Origin of the sequence: Serratia silvae (genome assembly GCF_023282985.1) — a bacterium.
GTDB classification, from domain to species: domain Bacteria; phylum Pseudomonadota; class Gammaproteobacteria; order Enterobacterales; family Enterobacteriaceae; genus Chania; species Chania silvae.
This window is the reverse complement of the sequence record NZ_JAGQDC010000005.1, coordinates 151,599-169,058: the sequence shown is the minus strand read 5'-3', so window position 1 is coordinate 169,058 and position 17,460 is coordinate 151,599. Positions and strand designations below refer to the sequence as shown.

Genomic DNA, 17,460 nt, shown 5'->3' with positions numbered 1-17,460 from the left:
GTCTCTTTCGCCGGCACTGCCCCTTAGATAGCGGCGTCATACTAAGCATGGAAAGAATTATCTTTCTATCTAAAGGTATAAAATGTTAATAATCGGGATTTTATGCTTAGATTAAAATTTTTACAGACAAACATATCGCCCTGGGACGGTCGGCACATCATTAAATACTTTATTAATGCTTAAGCTTGCGGAATATGGCCTCTCATACCATATTTATTACACTCTGAAGAATGCGGTGGATTAAGTGAAATAAAAACTTAACCACGTACTTTAAGTAGTAAAATTCTGAACGAACTTTTATTTTAATGGGATACCACGAGCCTGCGCAATGCTGGTCCGCTATGTGTATTTCATTTTATTTAGCATAGCAATTCACCGCTAATATAATTACCCCGGGAAGTAAACGTTGTGAGCCTCACGTAACTGTTCGCCACCACCGGTGGCCTTGCTTGCGGACGGCATACACTATTCGTTCCAATTCAAAAGGTTAACACAGGTTAAATCACCGTTATTGTTTTTACAATAGCGTACTTTTTAGTGCGCCTAAAAAACAAAAAAAATCATGAACATCCACGTTACTGGAGGGTCAGGGATTAATACACCCTATTAATCCATAGCAATAAACAAAACGACTAATGCAACCTGTTTTATTGATTTTTCCCGGTGGCAGTAATAAGGCCGCCATAATAAAAACCTATACAGGCAGCACCTTATGAGCGATGAACAACTTGCATCCGATGCGGCACTACAGCAATTTATCGATCTTTCCCGTTTATTAACCGGCTTTGACCGTTTTGAGTTACTCGGTACTGGTCAAGCAGCCTTTTATTATGACTGGGTACAAACGCACGCGGCAGAACGTTTTGCCACATTGTTGGCGACCTACGGAGAACTCCCGGCAGATGCAGCACAGCACTCGTCTTTTGTGAAAACCCACCTGCTGGGTTCAGAAAAGTTATCAACGCTGGTGCGCAGCATTATCAAACTGTGGTACCTGGGCCAGTGGTATTCGCCAGACAACCCGAAGGATACCCAGATCCCCAGTGCAAACAGCTATCAACAGGGTTTGGTGTGGAATGCGATCCATGCCCATCCACAGGGCGCTAAACAGCAAGGCTTTGGCGCCTGGTCTGAACCGCCAGTAACCTCCTCCACGGTGGTGAAACTATGAATATCATCACCCCTGAAAAAGCAGCGAAAACCGAGTACGACGTGGTGATCGTGGGCGGTGGGATCTCCGGTGCCATCGTTGCCAAAACGCTGACACAGGCAGGTAAACGCTGTCTGATCGTTGAAGCCGGTACCGGCGTGGGGACGGATTATCAAGGCTACCTGGACTACCTCAACACCTTTTATACCGCCACCATTAAAATCCCCAATGGACCCTACCCTGATAACCCGAATGCCCGTGAACCACTGGAAACCGATGTTACCAAAACACCGAACGACCAAGGTTACTTTGTCCAGCGAGGAAAGCTGCCATTCAGTTCGACCTACACCCGCTATCTGGGGGGCACCACCCTGCACTGGCTCGGTACCTCGCTGCGCATGTTGCCAGAGGATTTTCGCCTGCAGTCGCTGTACGGCGTGGGTATCGATTGGCCGATCAATTATCAGGAGTTGGAGCCGTGGTACCGCAAGGCTGAGCTGGAGCTTGGAGTTTCCGCCAATGTGGAAGAACAGTCCTATCTTGGTGTCACCTTCCCCCCTGGTTATGTCTACCCCATGCACGGCCTGCCCGCGAGCTGGAGCGACAAGCAACTGGCCAGCCGCATCGATGGCATGCAGGTGGAAGATGATGGCAAGACATATACCCTGAAAGTACGCGGCACACCCGCTGCACGTAATAGCGTTCCCAATAGTGCTTACGATCAGGGCCGTGGTTATACCCCCAAAGGTGCCGTGGGTAACGACAACGTGGGCCACCGCTGCATGGGTAACTCCAGTTGCGTGCCTATCTGCCCCATTCAGGCCAAATACAACGCGCTGAAAACGCTGGATACGGCCAACCACGAAAAGCTCGATATCGTGGTGCAGAGCGTGGCGTTCCAATTGGATATCGATCCGTCAAGCAAGGCCATCAACGGCATTCAGTTCAAACACTATCGGTATCCGGGCGACGATTCCCACAGCCTGCATACGGTGAAAGGCAAACGCTATGTGCTTGCCGCCCACGCTGTCGCCAACGCGGTGCTATTACTGGCCTCCGGTGCCTGTAAAGGTAACAAGCTGGTTGGCCGCCATCTGATGGATCATCCGGAACTGCTGACCTGGGGGCTAGCCAAAACAACCCCTCTGTGGCCGCTACGTGGCCCATTGGCGACCTCTGGAATCGAAGATCTGCGCGGTGGCAGCTTCCGCAAACACCATGCATCGTATCGGTTCGAAATGGGAAACGACGGTTGGCTGTGGCCAGATCAGGCACCGTCGAAGGATGTGATCACTCTGGTAGACGAGGAGCAACTGCACGGTAAAGAGTTACGCCAAAAGCTCAAAGACAAGGTTTCACGTCAATTCCGCTTCGGCATCCTGGTGGAACAACTGCCGGATTACGATAACTACGTCACCATCGATCCGAAGTATCTAGACATGATGGGTAACTATCGCCCGGTCATTCATTACAATTTATCGCCCTATACCCGAGCCGGCTTTGCCAGTGCTTACGATATGTCGATGAAAATCTTCGACCAGGCCGATATCAAAAACTGCTCGTCCTATCTGGAGTCGGCTGCCGGAGCCTTCGACTGTCCAGACGGCAGAATCCTCACCTTTAACGGCGCCGGGCATTTTGCCGGGACCCATTGCATGGGTAATTCACCAGACAACTCCGTGGTGAATAAACACCAGCGCACCTGGGAGCACCCCAATCTCTATCTGGTGGGCTGCGGCAACATGATCAGCATGGGGACCTCAAACCCAACGCTAACCATGTCGGCGCTCACCTGTTGGGCAGCGCACAACATCCTGCAGGATCTGAACGGGGGGCATCATGCGGCAGATTGATTGGCAGCAAGCCACCGCCCAACCCTATGATGCGGTGATCGTAGGTTCAGGATTTGCCGGTTGTATCATGGCCAAGCAGCTGACCCGCGCTGGCCGCCGGGTGCTGATCGTCGAAGCCGGGACGGGCAACGACAGCTTTGGCCAGCATCTGGACCATGTGCAAACCTTTATGCAGGCCGTGGCAAAGACTCCTAACGCGCCCTATCCCGACTCCCCCAACGCCCCACAGCCGGAAGTGACCGACGTTGAACCCATCACGCCCGGGAAACCTTCGCACAAAGGGTATTTCGTGCAGATGGGCCCCTATCCCTTTGAAAGTAACTACACCCGCCGGTTGGGCGGCACTTCGCTGCACTGGTTCGGCAGTTGTCCACGGATGCTGCCAGAGGATTTTGCCATGGCCACGCTGTTTGGCCGTGGCGTGGACTGGCCGCTGAGCTATGAAGCGTTACTGCCGTATTATCAACGCGCCGAACTGGAGATTGGGGTTTCCGCCGACGTGCAGGATCAGCAATACCACGGCATCCATTTTGCGCCGGGCTATCAGTACCCGATGCAAAAAATCCCCCAGAGCTATCTGGATCGCTGGATGATCACCGGATTGGCACAGGCCGAATTACCCGGTACGGCAGAAAAAGCCCAGATCCGCTCTATCCCGCAAGGCAGAAACAGCGTGCCCAATGCAGGTTATACCCCGCGTGGTGCGGTGGGTAATCCGGCCGTGGGTCGCCGCTGTATGGGCAACTCCAGCTGTATTCCTATCTGCCCGATCCAGGCTCGTTACAACGCGTTAAAAACCCTGGTAGAAACGGATGCCGATTTGCTGATCCAGGCGGTTGCCTCTCGTCTGCATATCTCGCCAGAGACGGGTCATATCAGCGCGTTGGACTGCAAAGTGTGGAAGAACGACAGCAACCATGACTTTGAGCCGATCACCTTACACTGCGAGCTGTTTATTCTGGCCGCCAATGCCATCGAAAACGCCGTGTTATTACAGGCTTCACAGGCCTGTCAGTCCAGCGGAGAACTGGGGCGCAACCTGATGGATCACCCCGCCATCTTGTCTTGGGGATTAGCGCCGGAATCGATAGGCGCATTTCGTGGGCCGGGTTTGACATCCACGCTGGTGAACTACCGAGGTGGTGAATTCCGCCGCGAACGCGCCGCATTTGTGCTGGAGATCGGCAACTGGGGCTGGAGTTGGCCACGCAACGAACCGGTGGACAGTACGGTAGATATGGTGGATGTCGAGCGATTGTCTGGCAAGGCATTACGCCAGCGACTTGGGCAGGTACTGCCCCGTCAAATCCGCCTGGACATGATGACCGAACAACTGCCGGATGCCGCCAATCGAGTCACCATCGACGATCGCTGGCGTGATCCGCTCGGCAATTACCGGCCAGTGATCCACTACAACGTGGATGACTACAGCCAGGGCGGCATGGCGTTTGGCCGTGAAGTGGCCAGCAGCCTGTTCAGCCAACTGGGCATCAAGGATTTCACCCACTACCGGTCAGACAACCCTGGTTATTTCACCTGGCAAGGTAACGGTTACATCTGGGCGGGGGTTGGCCATGTGGCAGGCACCCACCGGATGGGAACACGGCCAGATAACTCGGTAGTCAACCGGCACCAGCAAAGCTGGGATCACCCCAACCTTTACGTTATTGGCTGCGGCAGCATGCCAACGCTGGGGACCTCAAACCCCACGCTCACCATGACGGCCCTGACCTTCGCCACTGCCGACCACATACTCGGACGGAAACATTGATATGAACATGACCGCAAAAGCCAAGACCTTCCAGCTTGCTGAAACCTCGTTTGCCGAATTCGGCTATGTGCAGTTTGCCGAAGAAAAAAACCTAGAGGAGGATCTGACCATACTGCGCGATCTGCTACAGAACGCCATGCGGCTGGAACATGCCACCATTCCCCCCTATCTGACGATGCTCTATACCCTGGATGACGACGTTGACTGGCGCATCATCGAAAGCCTGCGTTCAATCGTAGTTGAAGAGATGCTGCACTTCACCCTGACGGCCAACCTGCTTAACGCCATCGGCGGGACACCCGCGGTCGATTCGCCCGACTTCCTGCCCAGCTATCCGGCACGTCTGCCTTACGATATCGATGATATTGAAGTGAATCTGTACGGCTTCTCCAAAAACGGCATCTTCCAAGGCATGAAGATCGAGCATCCGAAAGATGTGCGCCCACGCGCTATCGCCAATGAAGTCCCCAGCGAGATGACCATCGGTGAATTTTATCTTTACGTCGAATCACGGCTGCGGGCTGCGGTGGAAACCCATGGTGAACAGGCGATTTTCTGCGGCGATCCGCAGCGCCAGATCCCACCGGATGTCTTCTACTACGGAGGCGGGGGCAACGTACTGAAAGTGATCGATTTGAAGTCCGCGCTAGCCGCCATGCAATTGATTACCGATCAGGGCGAAGGGACAGATAACAGCATTCAGGTCGCGAATGAAGATGAGTTGGCCCACTATTTCCGTTTTAGCCAGATCTACAAAGAAAGGCTTTATAAAACAAAAGATACCATAACCACTGGCCCTACCGGCGCTCATTTCCCGGTGCCGTGGAACAAAAGCGTGCTGATCGTCAGCAACGCCAAGGTCAGGGATTATCCACCTGGTGAAGTTCGTGACGCCATCGTCCAGTTTAACCAGCGTTACTGTCAGTTACTAGGCGATCTGCAAACGGCATTTACCGGTGCCCCAGACAAGTTGATGGCCGCCGTAGTGGCGATGTGCGCGCTGCGGGATGACTTCCGGGCCATCACCGCCAACCCTTTCCCCGGCAAGGAATTATTCCACTGCGCCCCCACGTTTGAGTATGACGTGGCTAATCGCCAGCCACTGGGTAAACGGATGTTGATGGCTGATCCGGCCACCGCAGCTGTAACCGTAACCGACGGTGAGGATGCCAGTGCCAGCAATGAGGCCACTCTGGATCAACTACAACAGGCCTATTCCACCGGTAACCTGCAGTTGGCACTCTCCTGCATGACTGACGAGGTGATCTGGGATATCTCCGGCCCCAGCGAATGCCCCTATCTGGGCGTGTTCTACGGCCACGAAGGGTTTACCCGCTTTTGGACGTTGCTCGGTGCGACGGTGAATTTTGGCAGCGCGGGCGTCGAGAAATCCTTCTTCAGCGGCGATCAGGCAATGTCCTACGGTGGCGAACAAGGCTCTACCAAATGCGGCCGCGTGCCCTATCGCTACGACTGGGCGATCCGTTATCAATTCAATGAACAGCATCAAATCATCCTGATGCGCCAGTACTTCAACCCACTGAACATTCTTTCGGCGCTGAAAGCCGCGCCTTATCCGGTACCGGCGGCTTGCCCACACTCGGCCAAACCTCAATCCCAACAACAGTAGGAACCACGCACATGTCTAGTCAGCAGAATGATTTACCCAGCATCCCGACGCCGTTCACCATGCCGTTCTACTACGCCTCACTGACCAACGTTGGTGTGTATTATCTGGTGCCGTTGAGCCGTGTGGAACCTTATTTGCAGGGAACCGGGCTAAGCCCGGCGCGGTTTGGCGATAAGGCGATGGTGAGCTTTAACTTCCAATTATACGCCGGGCAATTTGCCTCTGGCCTCAATACTCCACCGGAACAATGGGGCAGCAGCGGCGCGGCGATCACCCAGGAGCTGGAGCTAAACATTGTTGCCTATCCCGAGCACCGTAAAGACCAGTTGGCCCCGATTGGCTACCAAGAGTTTATCCAGGACGGCGATCAAACCAAGCTGTACGGCAACCATCGCGTCTGGGTGCCTTGCGATGCCCCCATCGCCATCGCCGCCGGTGAGCAGCTGTTTGGCGAGCCAAAATTCCAGACCACTTTCAAGGTCAATTTGGCCTCACAAAATCCGGTGCGGACCAACTCTGCGGTCTATCAACCCGAGTGGGTGGAAACCTGGGGCTTCCGGGTGGACGATCCTGAAAATGCCAAAACCGCGATCTTCACCTGTATCGTCAACACGTTGGGCATCAAGGCGATCCCAGGCAACATCTCTCCCATCACCGAATACGGCGTACACGACGGCAAACTGATCGGTTGCCGCTGGAACATCCTGCAGGCGATGGACACCTATTTCCTCAACAGCGGCCACGCTGAGGCGGTAAAACTGGTGCTGGGTACCAGCAGCCACCGCATGCGTAAAGATCTGGAGAAGTTGATCGGCGGTTGTGCTCCCGTGGCGGTGCAAACCCTCAACTCAGCCCCTGCGGCCATTCAAAGCCGCGCCTATTACCCATAGCCGTTTGCCCCGCCGCCGGTTCGGGGCGGGGATGATTTTTCGCATGTCACGTTCCGGGAGCCAACTATGAGTGAAGTCGACAATATCTACTTTTCCCGCTTTGCCCAGATCAAGGGGCAGTCTTTTGACTATATCGTGATTGGTGGCGGTGCCTATGGCACCAGCTTTACCCACCGGGTGCTGCAACATAACCCACAGGCCCGTATTCTGGTGCTGGAGAAAGGCGACTATCTGATCCCCGACCATATTCAGAACATTCCACCGGCCTACATCAAACTCAACACCAGCGTGGGTATCCGGCCATGGACGTATCATGGCTCGGCCGATATGAAACTCAGCCTCAACTTTATGCCGCAGATCCCTTATGTCGGCGGCCGCGCGCTGTTTTGGAATGCCTGGACACCGCAACCCGATAGCAGCGAAATGCCGGACTGGCCAGCGCAGGCGATCGAACGTCTAGATAATCAGTGGTATCCCACCGGCGAATTTATGGGGCGGCGCTACTCCCTGGAGATCCCCGGCAATCGCAACCAGTCGCTGAATCGCTTTATGGGTGAACGCCTGTTCTCGCAATTGGCCAATATCAGCGGAGCCAAGCCGCAGCCAAGCCCGAGCGCGTTGGACTCGGCCATGGCGACTGGCCAGGGGGTGGCACCTGAGGATTGGGCCAAGTTCTCGCCTATTTCGGTACTGGTGAATGATGTGCAGGCTTACGCCTCACTCAAGGTGGTGGTCAATGCCGAAGTGGAAAAGCTGATTGCAAAAGGTGACGTTGTCACTGAAATTATCACCAAAGAAGGCTCACTGAGCGTCGGCAATGCCAAGGTGATTTTAGCCTGCAACACACTGGAAGCCGGGTTTATTCTCACCAAGTCTTTCCCTGACGATAAACTGGTGGGTAAAAACCTGTGCGGTCATATCCGCTCCTGGCTGGCCGCCCGTATCCCCGTCAGCAGCCTGCCGGTATTGACCAACCAATTGCAAACCGTGGCCTATTACCTGCCCGGCATCGATAAAACTACCAACCGCCTGATGCACACCCACATCAGCGTGGTACATAACCCGCAACCGGCAGAAAGTTACGACGTGTTGTACCGCATCCTGCCAGACGCTTCTTCGCCAGAAGCCGTTGCCACCTATCAGGATCCTGACTACGTGGTGATCATGCTGCATTCCATGGGGGAATTCCTCGGGGAACGCTCGGCAAACTCGTGGAATTACGTCACGACCAATCCACTGGGTGAGGCCGAGGTGTATATCCAGATGAAGGAAACCGACCGTCAATTCTGGGATGCAATGGATAAAACCACCTATGACGTGATGCACGCCCTGGCTGGCGATGCCCCTCTTGAGTACCAGCACAATAACCCGGACGGCAGCTTTACCTGGGAAAAATTGCCGCCGGACAATATTCGCAATCAGGGACTGGTGCACGAGGCGGGTACTCTGTGGATGGGCGACGATCCTGCAACCTCGGTCACCACCCTCAACGGTCAGATGCACCGTTACCCGAACGTATATGGCCTGGGCAGTATGTTATTCCCTCGCCCTGGCTCGTGGAACCCAACGCTGACCGGCGTAGCACAGTCTTTCGCCCTGGCCGATGAACTCAGTGGCCCACATCAGGATAAAAATCAATGAAGCGACGTAAACTGAAAATTGATGTGCAGAAAGTCCCCAAATCTTACCGCGCCTATCTGGAACTGTTGGCCAGCAAGGGGGAAGTGGTGGCGATCCCCGACGAGGTGGATTGGTATCTGGAGATCGGCGCCATTCTGCGCCACGCCTGCGAAACGGAAAGCCCGATGCCGCTGTTTAGCAAGGTGAAGGGCGCCCCCGGTTTCCGGGCGGCAGAAATGGGCCCGACGGTCAGCCGCGTACCAGGCAAACGCTGGCAGCGTCTGGCGCTGATGCTAGGCTTGCCGGACGATGCCCAGTTGCTGGAGATCCAGGATGCCTTTCTGGATGCCATCGGTCAGGAGCCGCATCCGCCAGTGATGGTCGACCCGGCCTCCGCCCCTTGCAAGCAAAACAAATGGGTGGGCGATCAGGTGGATATGACCAAAATCCCGGCTCCTATCCTGCACGACGGCGACGGCGGCCGCTATTTCCAGACTGCCGGAGCCATCATGGTGCGTACCCCACCGGGGGAACCGGTGCCGGAAGACGCTTACACGGTAGATAAAGACGCCTGGACCAATTGGTCATTCAGCCGGGCGATGATCGCTGGCTCACGCCCGCAGAATAACCCAACGCCAAAACCGCCTCACGCCAGTTCGGTCGGCGTACCACACGGTAATGGCCCGCATTATTCGAAGAACAATATTGTCGGCCTGTGGCTGCCTTTCCAGCATAACGGCATGATCTACAATATGTGGACGGCCCAGGGTAAAGATTGCCCGTTTGTGATCGCCCTTGGGGTACCCCCGGCGGTCACCATGCTGCTTTCTGCGGCGCCGCCTGCCTGGCATGATGAGTACAACTATGCTTCGGCGTTCCTTGGCCACGGCATCGAGATGGTGAAAGCGGAAACCTGCGATGTACTGGTGCCAGCAGAATGTGAAATCATCATCGAAGGCTATGTCAGCGCGGACAAATCAGTGGCTGAAGGCCCGTTTGGCGAGTTCCCTGGCTACCTTTCCAACCAGTCCAGCCTGAAACCACTGGCGAAAATCACCTGTGTCACCTTCCGTGATGAGGCTATCTTGCCGATCTGCATTCCGGGTGTTCCGATCGACTCTACGTTGATGCTCGGCTGCTTCTGTTTATCTGCCACCGCCAGAGTGTATTTTGAAAAGTCCGGTCTGCCGATCATCGACTGTTTCAGCCCGTTGGAGGCCTCTTCCCACTGGCTGGTGATCCGGGTACGTGACGACTGGCATAAAATCACTGGCCTGACGGTCAAAGCCTTTATCGATAAGATTGCCGAAGTGTTCTGGACCAACCATATTGGTAAAACCACCGCCAAGCTGATCATCGTGGGCGAAGATATTCCCCCTGATGACAGTAACAAAGTGACCTGGGCATTGGCGACACGCAATAATCCGGTGCAAGGCGTGTTTCACTATCCGCAATACGACTCCGACGGTACCGGGTTACAGATTTACCTGGATGTAGCCACCAAACTACGCGGGCGCGGCGGCTTGGTGGCATACAGTTGCTTGCAGATCCAACAGCAGGTCAACCAGCCGTTGGAGCAGGTATTGAGCTTTGCTACCAATTATCCGCTGCCGTTACAGGAGAAAATCAAAAGCAAATGGTCTGAATGGGGGTTTGATCGCTAAGAAGTAGCCCCCGCACTGCTTCGGCGGTGCGGGAAATCCAGTTACCGGCTCTTGGTATCACCCTCACCGTTGCTGAAAAACGCATCAATATTGAGATCGTGATTAACCACCTCACCATTGAGCGATCGTACCAGCAATTCACTACCTAACAGTTGCAGTGAGAGTACGGCATCGGGTTTGACGCGTTTGATCTTGTTCATATTCTGGCTTTCATTGACCAAGGTGATGGTTTTGGTATCTGCCCCACCCACTTCTTTGGCAGCCAATATGATGAAAGCATTAACCGCGTCGCTTTCGGTCAAGGCAACAATATATTTCGCTTTTTCTGCCCCGGCTAATGCCAGCGTCGCAACGGCGGAAGGATCGCCTTCAACTACATCTGCATGACTAGGATAGTGTTGTTTATTACCCGGCTCACAAACAATGGTCACGTTACCGCCGCTTTCAATCAATCCCTGATAGACATTTTGTGCCAATGACGAGGTACCAACAATAATATAATGATTTTTGCGAACCATGTGAGAGAACCGCCCTTTGATAATACGTTGAAGATTTTGGCTGATTAGCACGCCAGCAACCGATGCCAGAGAAGCGGCAAAAACCGTAATGCCAAAGATAATCACCGTGAGTGTGAACATCCGCGCAGCAGTGGTATGCGGAATGATATCGCCAAAGCCGACAGTAGACATGCAGACGACGGCAAAATAAAACGCCGTAGGTAGGTCGGTCACCGCGGGGGTGAATTGATCGCCAATGTACAGCGTTCCTAACATGCTGTAGACAATCAATGAAGCTATGCTGGTGACAGCAAAAAAACTGGTACTCGCCAGCTTACGTTGGTCGAAACGACGCCAGTAGATGAGCATCCCCAAGAGGGTGACCAGTGAATACCCGGCCAACACAGTGATTTGCTTATAGATAGCGATATCAACGATGACGATGCAGCTGAGCAACAGTAACGAGAAAAACCAGGCAATACGCGTTTTTAACAGCAACATACCCGCCATAAAGAGCAGCACGACGCCAATCATAAAGCGGGGAATATCCGTCGCATCAAGAAAGCCCAGAGCTTGTTGCCAGGTGCTGAAATTTTCCACAAAATCATGAGAATGCTGCAACCCGTGCCACAGGATCGGGCTGAGTACCAAGTACCCATTATGCGCAACCATCAACGCCAGGATAAACGTTGGTGGTACGTATTTTTCTATTGTTCTCACGATTTTCATAACTTTCATCATTTCAACACCATGACTTGGCCGATGACCTATTTATAGCGGACTGTAGCTGAACGTGATGCAGGGATCATTCGCCAAGTTGCGTCAGCCAGACGGTACGCCCACCACAGTCGGGATCTTCGGCCACCATACTGACCACCTGGAACCCCTGCTCTTGCAATAATTGCCGGTATTCCTCCGGTGCCAGGCTGGCATGATAAAGGGCTTCGCCTTCCAATGTCCCTATCGCTTCACCATTGCTGGTGCCGCTGGTAAACATTAATGCAGCCTTGCTCTGGGCATGTTGGCGGAAAATGTTAAACATCTGGCGCTGATCTTCGCGCGTCAGATGGAAAAAACTGTCCCAGGCAATTAACCCATCAAATTTATCCGCTAGCGCCAAGCTTCTCATATCGGCCACTGCCCAGCACTGTTCCGGGAAGCGTTGGAGGCAACGGTCGATCATCGGTTGCGAACTGTCCACCCCCGTCACCTGAAAGCCCTGGCGGATAAAATAGTCGGCGATCGGCATGCCGTTGCCGCAGCCAATATCCAGGATCCGTCCGTTGTTGGGTAACAGGCTCAGGAACCGCTCCAACCAGGGTTGCTCAAACAGAGTGGTTGACCGCTTCTGCTCAAATACCCCTGCATGCCGTTGATAGATGCCGATGATGTTATCGGCCATTGAGTTACTCATCCTTGTTACCTCATGATGAATGTTCTTCTTCATCAACCAGACTTTTTGCCCGGTGCTTCATAAACACCACCTCTTGCGGGCTGGACAGGTTGACATTATTGGCGCGCAGGAGCTTCAAAATATTGAACAGCAGATCGCTCTTGGTGGCGCCGACAATGCGTGGGCTGGCAACGTAACCGGTCACGCTGAGGATAATCCCGTCAGGGCCGAGCTGGCTGAAGCGAACGTATGGGGCTGGCGTTTCCAGAATGGATTCGTGTTCATGGTAGGCGCTCAACAACACGTTGCGTACCTGCTCGGGATCGATATCGGTGGGGAAAGTCAGCGCGACGGTGACCACTCCTTGGGCATTCCCCATGGTGGCGTTACGCACGTTTTGCGATATCAACTGAGAGTTAGGCACAATCATGGTTGAGCGATCGCTCAGTTGGATCTCGGTGGCGCGTACATTGATTCGCCGTACATCCCCTTCAACCCCGCCGATACCGATCATATCGCCGACTTTTACCGGGCGCTCCGTTAACAGGATCAGGCCAGAGATAAAGTTCTTCACGATTTCCTGCAGGCCGAAACCAATCCCTACCGATAGCGCACTCACGATCCAGGCCAGGTTATTCCACTGGATACCCAACGTCGCTAGCGTGATCAGGATCAGCAGCACATAACCGACGTTACTGAACAACGTAACAAGCGAGGCGCGGATACCGATATCGCTGATGGTTTTTGGCAGCAGTTCATGGCTTAACCAACGTTGCGTGACCCGCAGCACATAGATACCAATCGTCAGGCAAATCACCGCATTGAGCAGGTTGCTTGGAACGATATTCAACCGCTTCAAGCCTTCCCCGCTCAGGATCGCAATGATTTTTTCTAACAAAGAGTTCGGGGTGGTGGTGCCAAAGGAGCCACTAATTAGGGCGACAATCATCAATAATATCAAGGTACATTTGGACAACGCCGTAAAGATGACGGTCAACTGTTCCAGATGGCGTTCCTTGAGGTTGAGTGATTTTTTCAGCGCCCGCCCGCTAGCTGTTTGGGAGGAGAAAATGGCAGAACAGAAATCGGTAGTAAAGATCACCAGGAAATAGAACGCCATCAGAACCAGCGCAACCCAGATTAACTGATAGGTCAGGAAGCGAGCGAAAGCCACATAGCCGATCAACAGTGATAACAGGATCACGGTTGCCGATACCATAATTATAATATGGATTATCCCGGCAATAACTGAGCGTTTTTCCAGATGCATCCCCTGCTGTTCTAACTTAGAACGGATACGGCGTGCACGGATCGGTATGGCCAACAAGATTAATGCCATCAGGGCGGTAGCAAGCCCATTACCTAACACCGTACTGCCAAGACTGGAGCCAACCACGTTATTAATCAGTTCCACGGTGCCAAAAACCATGGCCAATCCGGCCAATAACGGCGAAAAGAAACGCATGCCGCTCGCAATGGCATCATCCATCAGCGCCAGACGCCACGACGGACGGCTCAGCGAAAGGTACGCCCTGCCTAGTCCAGCGATCAGCGCGCAGAATACCCCCAACTGCATAAGTCCATCGGCGAAATCCTGCTCCTGAGCGGTCAGCGGCTGAACACGGGAAAACGCGGAAATGATCAAATTTAGTGCCAGCGTGGTGGCAAACAGCGTGATCAGCACCGTCATTAATGCCATAAAACTGCGGCGTAAGCGGCCATCGGGTAAAAAGCGGATACACACCCAGGCAAAAAACTGTTCAACGAAATAGCGCCCTAGTGACCAGCAAGCCGCAGCCAGGATCAGCAAGCCTAAAATCCCGTAGCGCCATTCCTCCTGCCAACTGGCATCGAGGGTTTGCTGCAGCTGCTGATTAAAGTCACTAAGGCGAGCTGAATGCTCAACCTGTGAAGACGACTCTGGTAGCCAGAATTTCGAACTAAGAATGCTGCCAGTATTCAACGCCAACTGGGATTTAAAGGCCACACGGCGCAGATCGGTGATTTGCTGCGCTAAGTCGAGCGCCCCTGCTCTGATTGCGTGCGAACGCTTTATGGAGTCGTCCAACTGTTTTTTGGCATTATTGAGTGTGTTGCGTTGTTGCACCACACTGGCGGTTTCAGTCATTACCCCAGGTTCGGGCTGCGGGCCAAGCACGTCCAGCTGCGCCTGTAATTTCACCTGTATGGGTTGCAGATCGGTGGTCAGCTTATCTGCATCCGTGGCTAAGGCCTGCGTGGCTTCAAACAGCTTATTCAACTGACCATCAGAGCTCGCCTTTGAGACCTGCTGTTTAATAGTATCTAGCTGTTTTTGATAGTTTTTTAGTGATGCCGCTATTTCCTGCGGACTCAGTTCAACCGCAGCATCCTGCTGCGCGGCATTAGCCAACGGGGCCAGCGATAAGCCGAACAACAAAAAGGTGAACAGGAAAATCTGTAATGACTTGATCATAACGGTGAATGCTCAGCATGGGGGTTGGCGATAAACGCAACAGGCGAAGCGATGAATATCACTGCGCCTGAACAACAATAAGCAGTGAGTATAATAACAACCTATTCAGTGAAAAAGTGCATTAATCCGAGAAGGTGAGTAGAAAATTTGGCTAACGCCATCCAACCACCCACGGTGCCCTCTCTATGACCGTTTGCTGTTCAAATAGCCACCGCCAACCGATTAATTTATGAACTAAAAAATCATAAATTGATCGCATTTCGATAATTTATTATTGTTGTACGATAATTTAAAGGGTAAGGTCACTGCGACTTTCACTCAACGACTCGAGGTTTTTATGACATTAGATCGCCTTACTCGCTTCAGCCAACGCATGGCTACCATCACGTTGTGCTTACTGCTCGCCATGCTGCTGCTTAATGCTTCCTCTTGGTTATTCCCAAGTGTCGCCGCTAATGAGGGCTACGGATTTGATTTCTCCATCTCAAACAGTTTAATCAGCGCGCTGGGGGTTGATTTGTATAGCTTCCCATGGTGGCAAATTGCCGGTGGCATAATCTTATCAAGCGTGCCGCTGCTGGCACTGGCGCTTGGGTTGTATCATTTACGCAAGTTGTTCCAAACCTATGGTCAACGCGCCTATTTTTCAGGCATTGCGGCGCGCCATTTGGGGAAAATGGGTCAATACGTCGCCATTTGGACGATTTTAGAGTTATTGTGCCAGCCTTTTCTCAGCTATTGGATAACCATACAGGAACCTGTTGGCCAACGGATGGTGACATTCGGTATTGATTCAGGGAATATTGTTGCCCTATTTCTCGCGGCCTGTATTGCCGTTATTGCACAAATCCTGCAACAGGCCAGCAAGTTGCATTGTGAAAATCAACAGTTCGTGTGAGGTTATCCCGTTATGACGATCATCGTCCGGCTAGACGTGTTGTTAGCCACACGCAAAGTCAAATCCAAAGATCTGGCCGCCGCTGCCGGCATCACCGAACAAAACCTCTCGCTGTTAAAACAAGGCAAGGTGAAAGGGATACGTTTTGCTACGCTGGATGCCATCTGCCGCTATCTTGATTGCCAACCTGGGGACGTGCTGGAACATATTCAGGATCCAGAAATCTACGCGGAAGATGAGTGAGTCCAAACGTCACGGGGAGATTACCTTCCTGTGACGCCTTCTATTGCCAGCCAGTATCCCCTTTATAATCCGTTCACCTATTGCTGGGTAAGATCACTGGCGGCTCTGGTTGCTCTGGAACACAAACTTGGGTTGATTTAACCCAACTATGGGCGCAACCATAAGCCTTTCACCAGGCTTATGGAGTGTTAACAAATCATAATGGGCTGATCATAAACCACATCTTGATGGAAAAATTCAGATAAATCGTTGAACCTCCCCTTACTGGTTTTTATTTGGGAATAACCTCATAAAAATCACCACTACCAAGAATAATTCCACTCCAACATATTAAGATTATTCTTGATTTTATTGTTGTGCGTCACTTATTTCAACTAAGCACGGAAAGAAATAATTTTTTATCGATGAATCCATATTGATTATTAATCAATATCAGTGTGCTCCACTCTAAACCCATAATGTGCCACCACGATAAATTCCACTTAACATGTTGATTTTAAATGAATTTAAATTTTATTATTTGTTTGCGATCTGAATATAGCCTTAAGTATTACCTAAGGCCATCTAATTAAAAAGACAGATCAGTAAAATATCACATATAACAGCAAAGTTTAATTCCTGTATTTTAAACTTTATGTTACGCTCCTCTCTTATAACAGCACCAACCTAATAATAGATATCCACATGGCCTTTACCTAGGAAACCACATTTCAAGGAGAACTGTACATTGACCAGCGTCAGAGAGTTTATATATAGAAAGCATGACGGAGATATTAAGACCTTCGCACAACTGCACAGAACCAGTGTCTACAAAGTTAATGAGTGGATCCGCCGGGATGCGCACATTATTAACGGAAAAATCTGTATCCCAACCAGACATTCAGCCTGATCCTGTACTTCATGACGGGGCAGAGTATTCTCAGTAAAAATCGCAGTCCTGCCCCTGCTGACCTAACTTAGTATCCCCTCCCAGAACGTAGTTTAGAACGCTTCTGAGTAGTGCTTCTGTCAGCCTGGTAAAGTCACGTATCATTACCCAAAGAACCCTGCTCAACTGCAGCTGGCTTTTTTGGCTTCAACAAATAATCCACTACTGTGTCATCAACACAGCTGTCTACGCCCATTAACGCTAGCGTATGGCCATCCCCTCGCGGGTAAGTCCGAGGCCATTTCACGGGGCCGGCGGATTTGACCAATGGCTTGGCATTGGCTGGCAGTTGGACCGCACGGCCAGCAAAAACAGAATACGAAACGCAGACATGACGAGTCCTTTCAGCAAACATGTTTTATTTTTAAACAACCTATCACAGTCATAGGTTAATAAACTTAATACTATCAACTACGATTACTCTTAAGGCCGTGAAGCGCTGTTGAATATGGCCTAGCTGATAACCCA

13 protein-coding genes are annotated in these 17,460 nt (G+C 52.2%); 9 read left to right on the top strand and 4 right to left on the bottom strand.

Annotated features, from left to right (window positions below):
- The first annotated feature begins 712 nt into the window (after positions 1-712).
- From KAJ71_RS08830 to KAJ71_RS08800, 7 genes are all read left to right on the top strand, one after another.
- Entirely contained in the window at positions 713-1,171 is a 459-nt protein-coding gene (locus tag KAJ71_RS08830; RefSeq protein WP_248945374.1) for a sugar dehydrogenase complex small subunit, read from the top strand.
- Complete coding sequence (locus tag KAJ71_RS08825; RefSeq protein ID WP_248945373.1) at positions 1,168-3,003, top strand: GMC family oxidoreductase; 1,836 nt, start codon at positions 1,168-1,170, stop codon at positions 3,001-3,003. The genes KAJ71_RS08830 and KAJ71_RS08825 overlap by 4 nt, the downstream gene beginning before the upstream one ends.
- A complete protein-coding gene (locus KAJ71_RS08820; protein ID WP_248945372.1) occupies positions 2,990-4,774 on the top strand; it encodes a GMC family oxidoreductase in 1,785 nt (594 codons plus the stop codon). The genes KAJ71_RS08825 and KAJ71_RS08820 overlap by 14 nt, the downstream gene beginning before the upstream one ends.
- A gap of 1 nt (position 4,775) precedes the next feature.
- A complete protein-coding gene (locus KAJ71_RS08815; RefSeq protein WP_248945371.1) occupies positions 4,776-6,404 on the top strand; it encodes a ferritin-like domain-containing protein in 1,629 nt (542 codons plus the stop codon).
- Positions 6,405-6,415: 11 nt separating this feature from the next.
- Positions 6,416-7,294, top strand: a complete 879-nt coding sequence (locus tag KAJ71_RS08810) for a hypothetical protein (protein WP_248945370.1) — start codon at positions 6,416-6,418, stop codon at positions 7,292-7,294.
- 66 nt (positions 7,295-7,360) lie between these two features.
- Positions 7,361-8,935 carry a GMC oxidoreductase gene (locus KAJ71_RS08805; protein WP_248945369.1) on the top strand — a complete coding sequence of 525 codons (1,575 nt, stop codon included), beginning with the start codon at positions 7,361-7,363 and terminating at the stop codon, positions 8,933-8,935.
- Complete coding sequence (locus tag KAJ71_RS08800) at positions 8,932-10,578, top strand: UbiD family decarboxylase (RefSeq protein ID WP_248945368.1); 1,647 nt, start codon at positions 8,932-8,934, stop codon at positions 10,576-10,578. The genes KAJ71_RS08805 and KAJ71_RS08800 overlap by 4 nt, the downstream gene beginning before the upstream one ends.
- 41 nt (positions 10,579-10,619) lie before the next feature.
- Here KAJ71_RS08800 and kch read toward each other — a convergent pair whose 3' ends face one another.
- From kch to KAJ71_RS08785, 3 genes are all read right to left on the bottom strand, one after another.
- Positions 10,620-11,804 carry a voltage-gated potassium channel protein gene (gene kch, locus KAJ71_RS08795; RefSeq protein ID WP_248945463.1) on the bottom strand — a complete coding sequence of 395 codons (1,185 nt, stop codon included), beginning with the start codon at positions 11,802-11,804 and terminating at the stop codon, positions 10,620-10,622.
- Positions 11,805-11,880: 76 nt separating this feature from the next.
- Positions 11,881-12,489 (bottom strand): class I SAM-dependent DNA methyltransferase, encoded by a 609-nt coding sequence (locus KAJ71_RS08790; protein ID WP_248945367.1) that lies wholly within the window; start codon positions 12,487-12,489, stop codon positions 11,881-11,883.
- 10 nt (positions 12,490-12,499) lie between these two features.
- Positions 12,500-14,923: a DUF3772 domain-containing protein gene (locus KAJ71_RS08785; RefSeq protein WP_248945366.1), complete on the bottom strand. Its 2,424-nt coding sequence runs from the start codon at positions 14,921-14,923 to the stop codon at positions 12,500-12,502.
- 337 nt (positions 14,924-15,260) lie between these two features.
- On the opposite strand from KAJ71_RS08785, the gene KAJ71_RS08780 reads away from it, so the two are divergent.
- Positions 15,261-15,821, top strand: a complete 561-nt coding sequence (locus KAJ71_RS08780) for a DUF2975 domain-containing protein (RefSeq protein ID WP_248945365.1) — start codon at positions 15,261-15,263, stop codon at positions 15,819-15,821.
- A gap of 12 nt (positions 15,822-15,833) precedes the next feature.
- Positions 15,834-16,064: a helix-turn-helix domain-containing protein gene (locus KAJ71_RS08775; protein ID WP_248945364.1), complete on the top strand. Its 231-nt coding sequence runs from the start codon at positions 15,834-15,836 to the stop codon at positions 16,062-16,064.
- Between the two features lie 1,022 nt (positions 16,065-17,086).
- Here the strand turns inward: KAJ71_RS08775 and KAJ71_RS23630 are convergent.
- Positions 17,087-17,347: an alpha/beta hydrolase gene (locus KAJ71_RS23630; protein WP_375540727.1), complete on the bottom strand. Its 261-nt coding sequence runs from the start codon at positions 17,345-17,347 to the stop codon at positions 17,087-17,089.
- Positions 17,348-17,460 lie beyond the last annotated feature (113 nt).

Bases quoted from the DNA above. Each gene is read 5' to 3' on its own strand.
- KAJ71_RS08810 (WP_248945370.1), top strand. From the start codon at position 6,416: ATGTCTAGTCAGCAGAATGATTTACCCAGCATCCCGACGCCGTTCACC.
- KAJ71_RS08790 (WP_248945367.1), bottom strand. From the start codon at position 12,489: ATGAGTAACTCAATGGCCGATAACATCATCGGCATCTATCAACGGCAT.
- KAJ71_RS08785 (WP_248945366.1), bottom strand. From the start codon at position 14,923: ATGATCAAGTCATTACAGATTTTCCTGTTCACCTTTTTGTTGTTCGGC.
- KAJ71_RS08805 (WP_248945369.1), top strand. From the start codon at position 7,361: ATGAGTGAAGTCGACAATATCTACTTTTCCCGCTTTGCCCAGATCAAG.
- KAJ71_RS08825 (WP_248945373.1), top strand. From the start codon at position 1,168: ATGAATATCATCACCCCTGAAAAAGCAGCGAAAACCGAGTACGACGTG.
- KAJ71_RS08830 (WP_248945374.1), top strand. From the start codon at position 713: ATGAGCGATGAACAACTTGCATCCGATGCGGCACTACAGCAATTTATC.
- kch (WP_248945463.1), bottom strand. From the start codon at position 11,804: ATGAAAATCGTGAGAACAATAGAAAAATACGTACCACCAACGTTTATC.
- KAJ71_RS08815 (WP_248945371.1), top strand. From the start codon at position 4,776: ATGAACATGACCGCAAAAGCCAAGACCTTCCAGCTTGCTGAAACCTCG.
- KAJ71_RS23630 (WP_375540727.1), bottom strand. From the start codon at position 17,347: ATGTTTGCTGAAAGGACTCGTCATGTCTGCGTTTCGTATTCTGTTTTT.
- KAJ71_RS08800 (WP_248945368.1), top strand. From the start codon at position 8,932: ATGAAGCGACGTAAACTGAAAATTGATGTGCAGAAAGTCCCCAAATCT.
- KAJ71_RS08775 (WP_248945364.1), top strand. From the start codon at position 15,834: ATGACGATCATCGTCCGGCTAGACGTGTTGTTAGCCACACGCAAAGTC.
- KAJ71_RS08820 (WP_248945372.1), top strand. From the start codon at position 2,990: ATGCGGCAGATTGATTGGCAGCAAGCCACCGCCCAACCCTATGATGCG.
- KAJ71_RS08780 (WP_248945365.1), top strand. From the start codon at position 15,261: ATGACATTAGATCGCCTTACTCGCTTCAGCCAACGCATGGCTACCATC.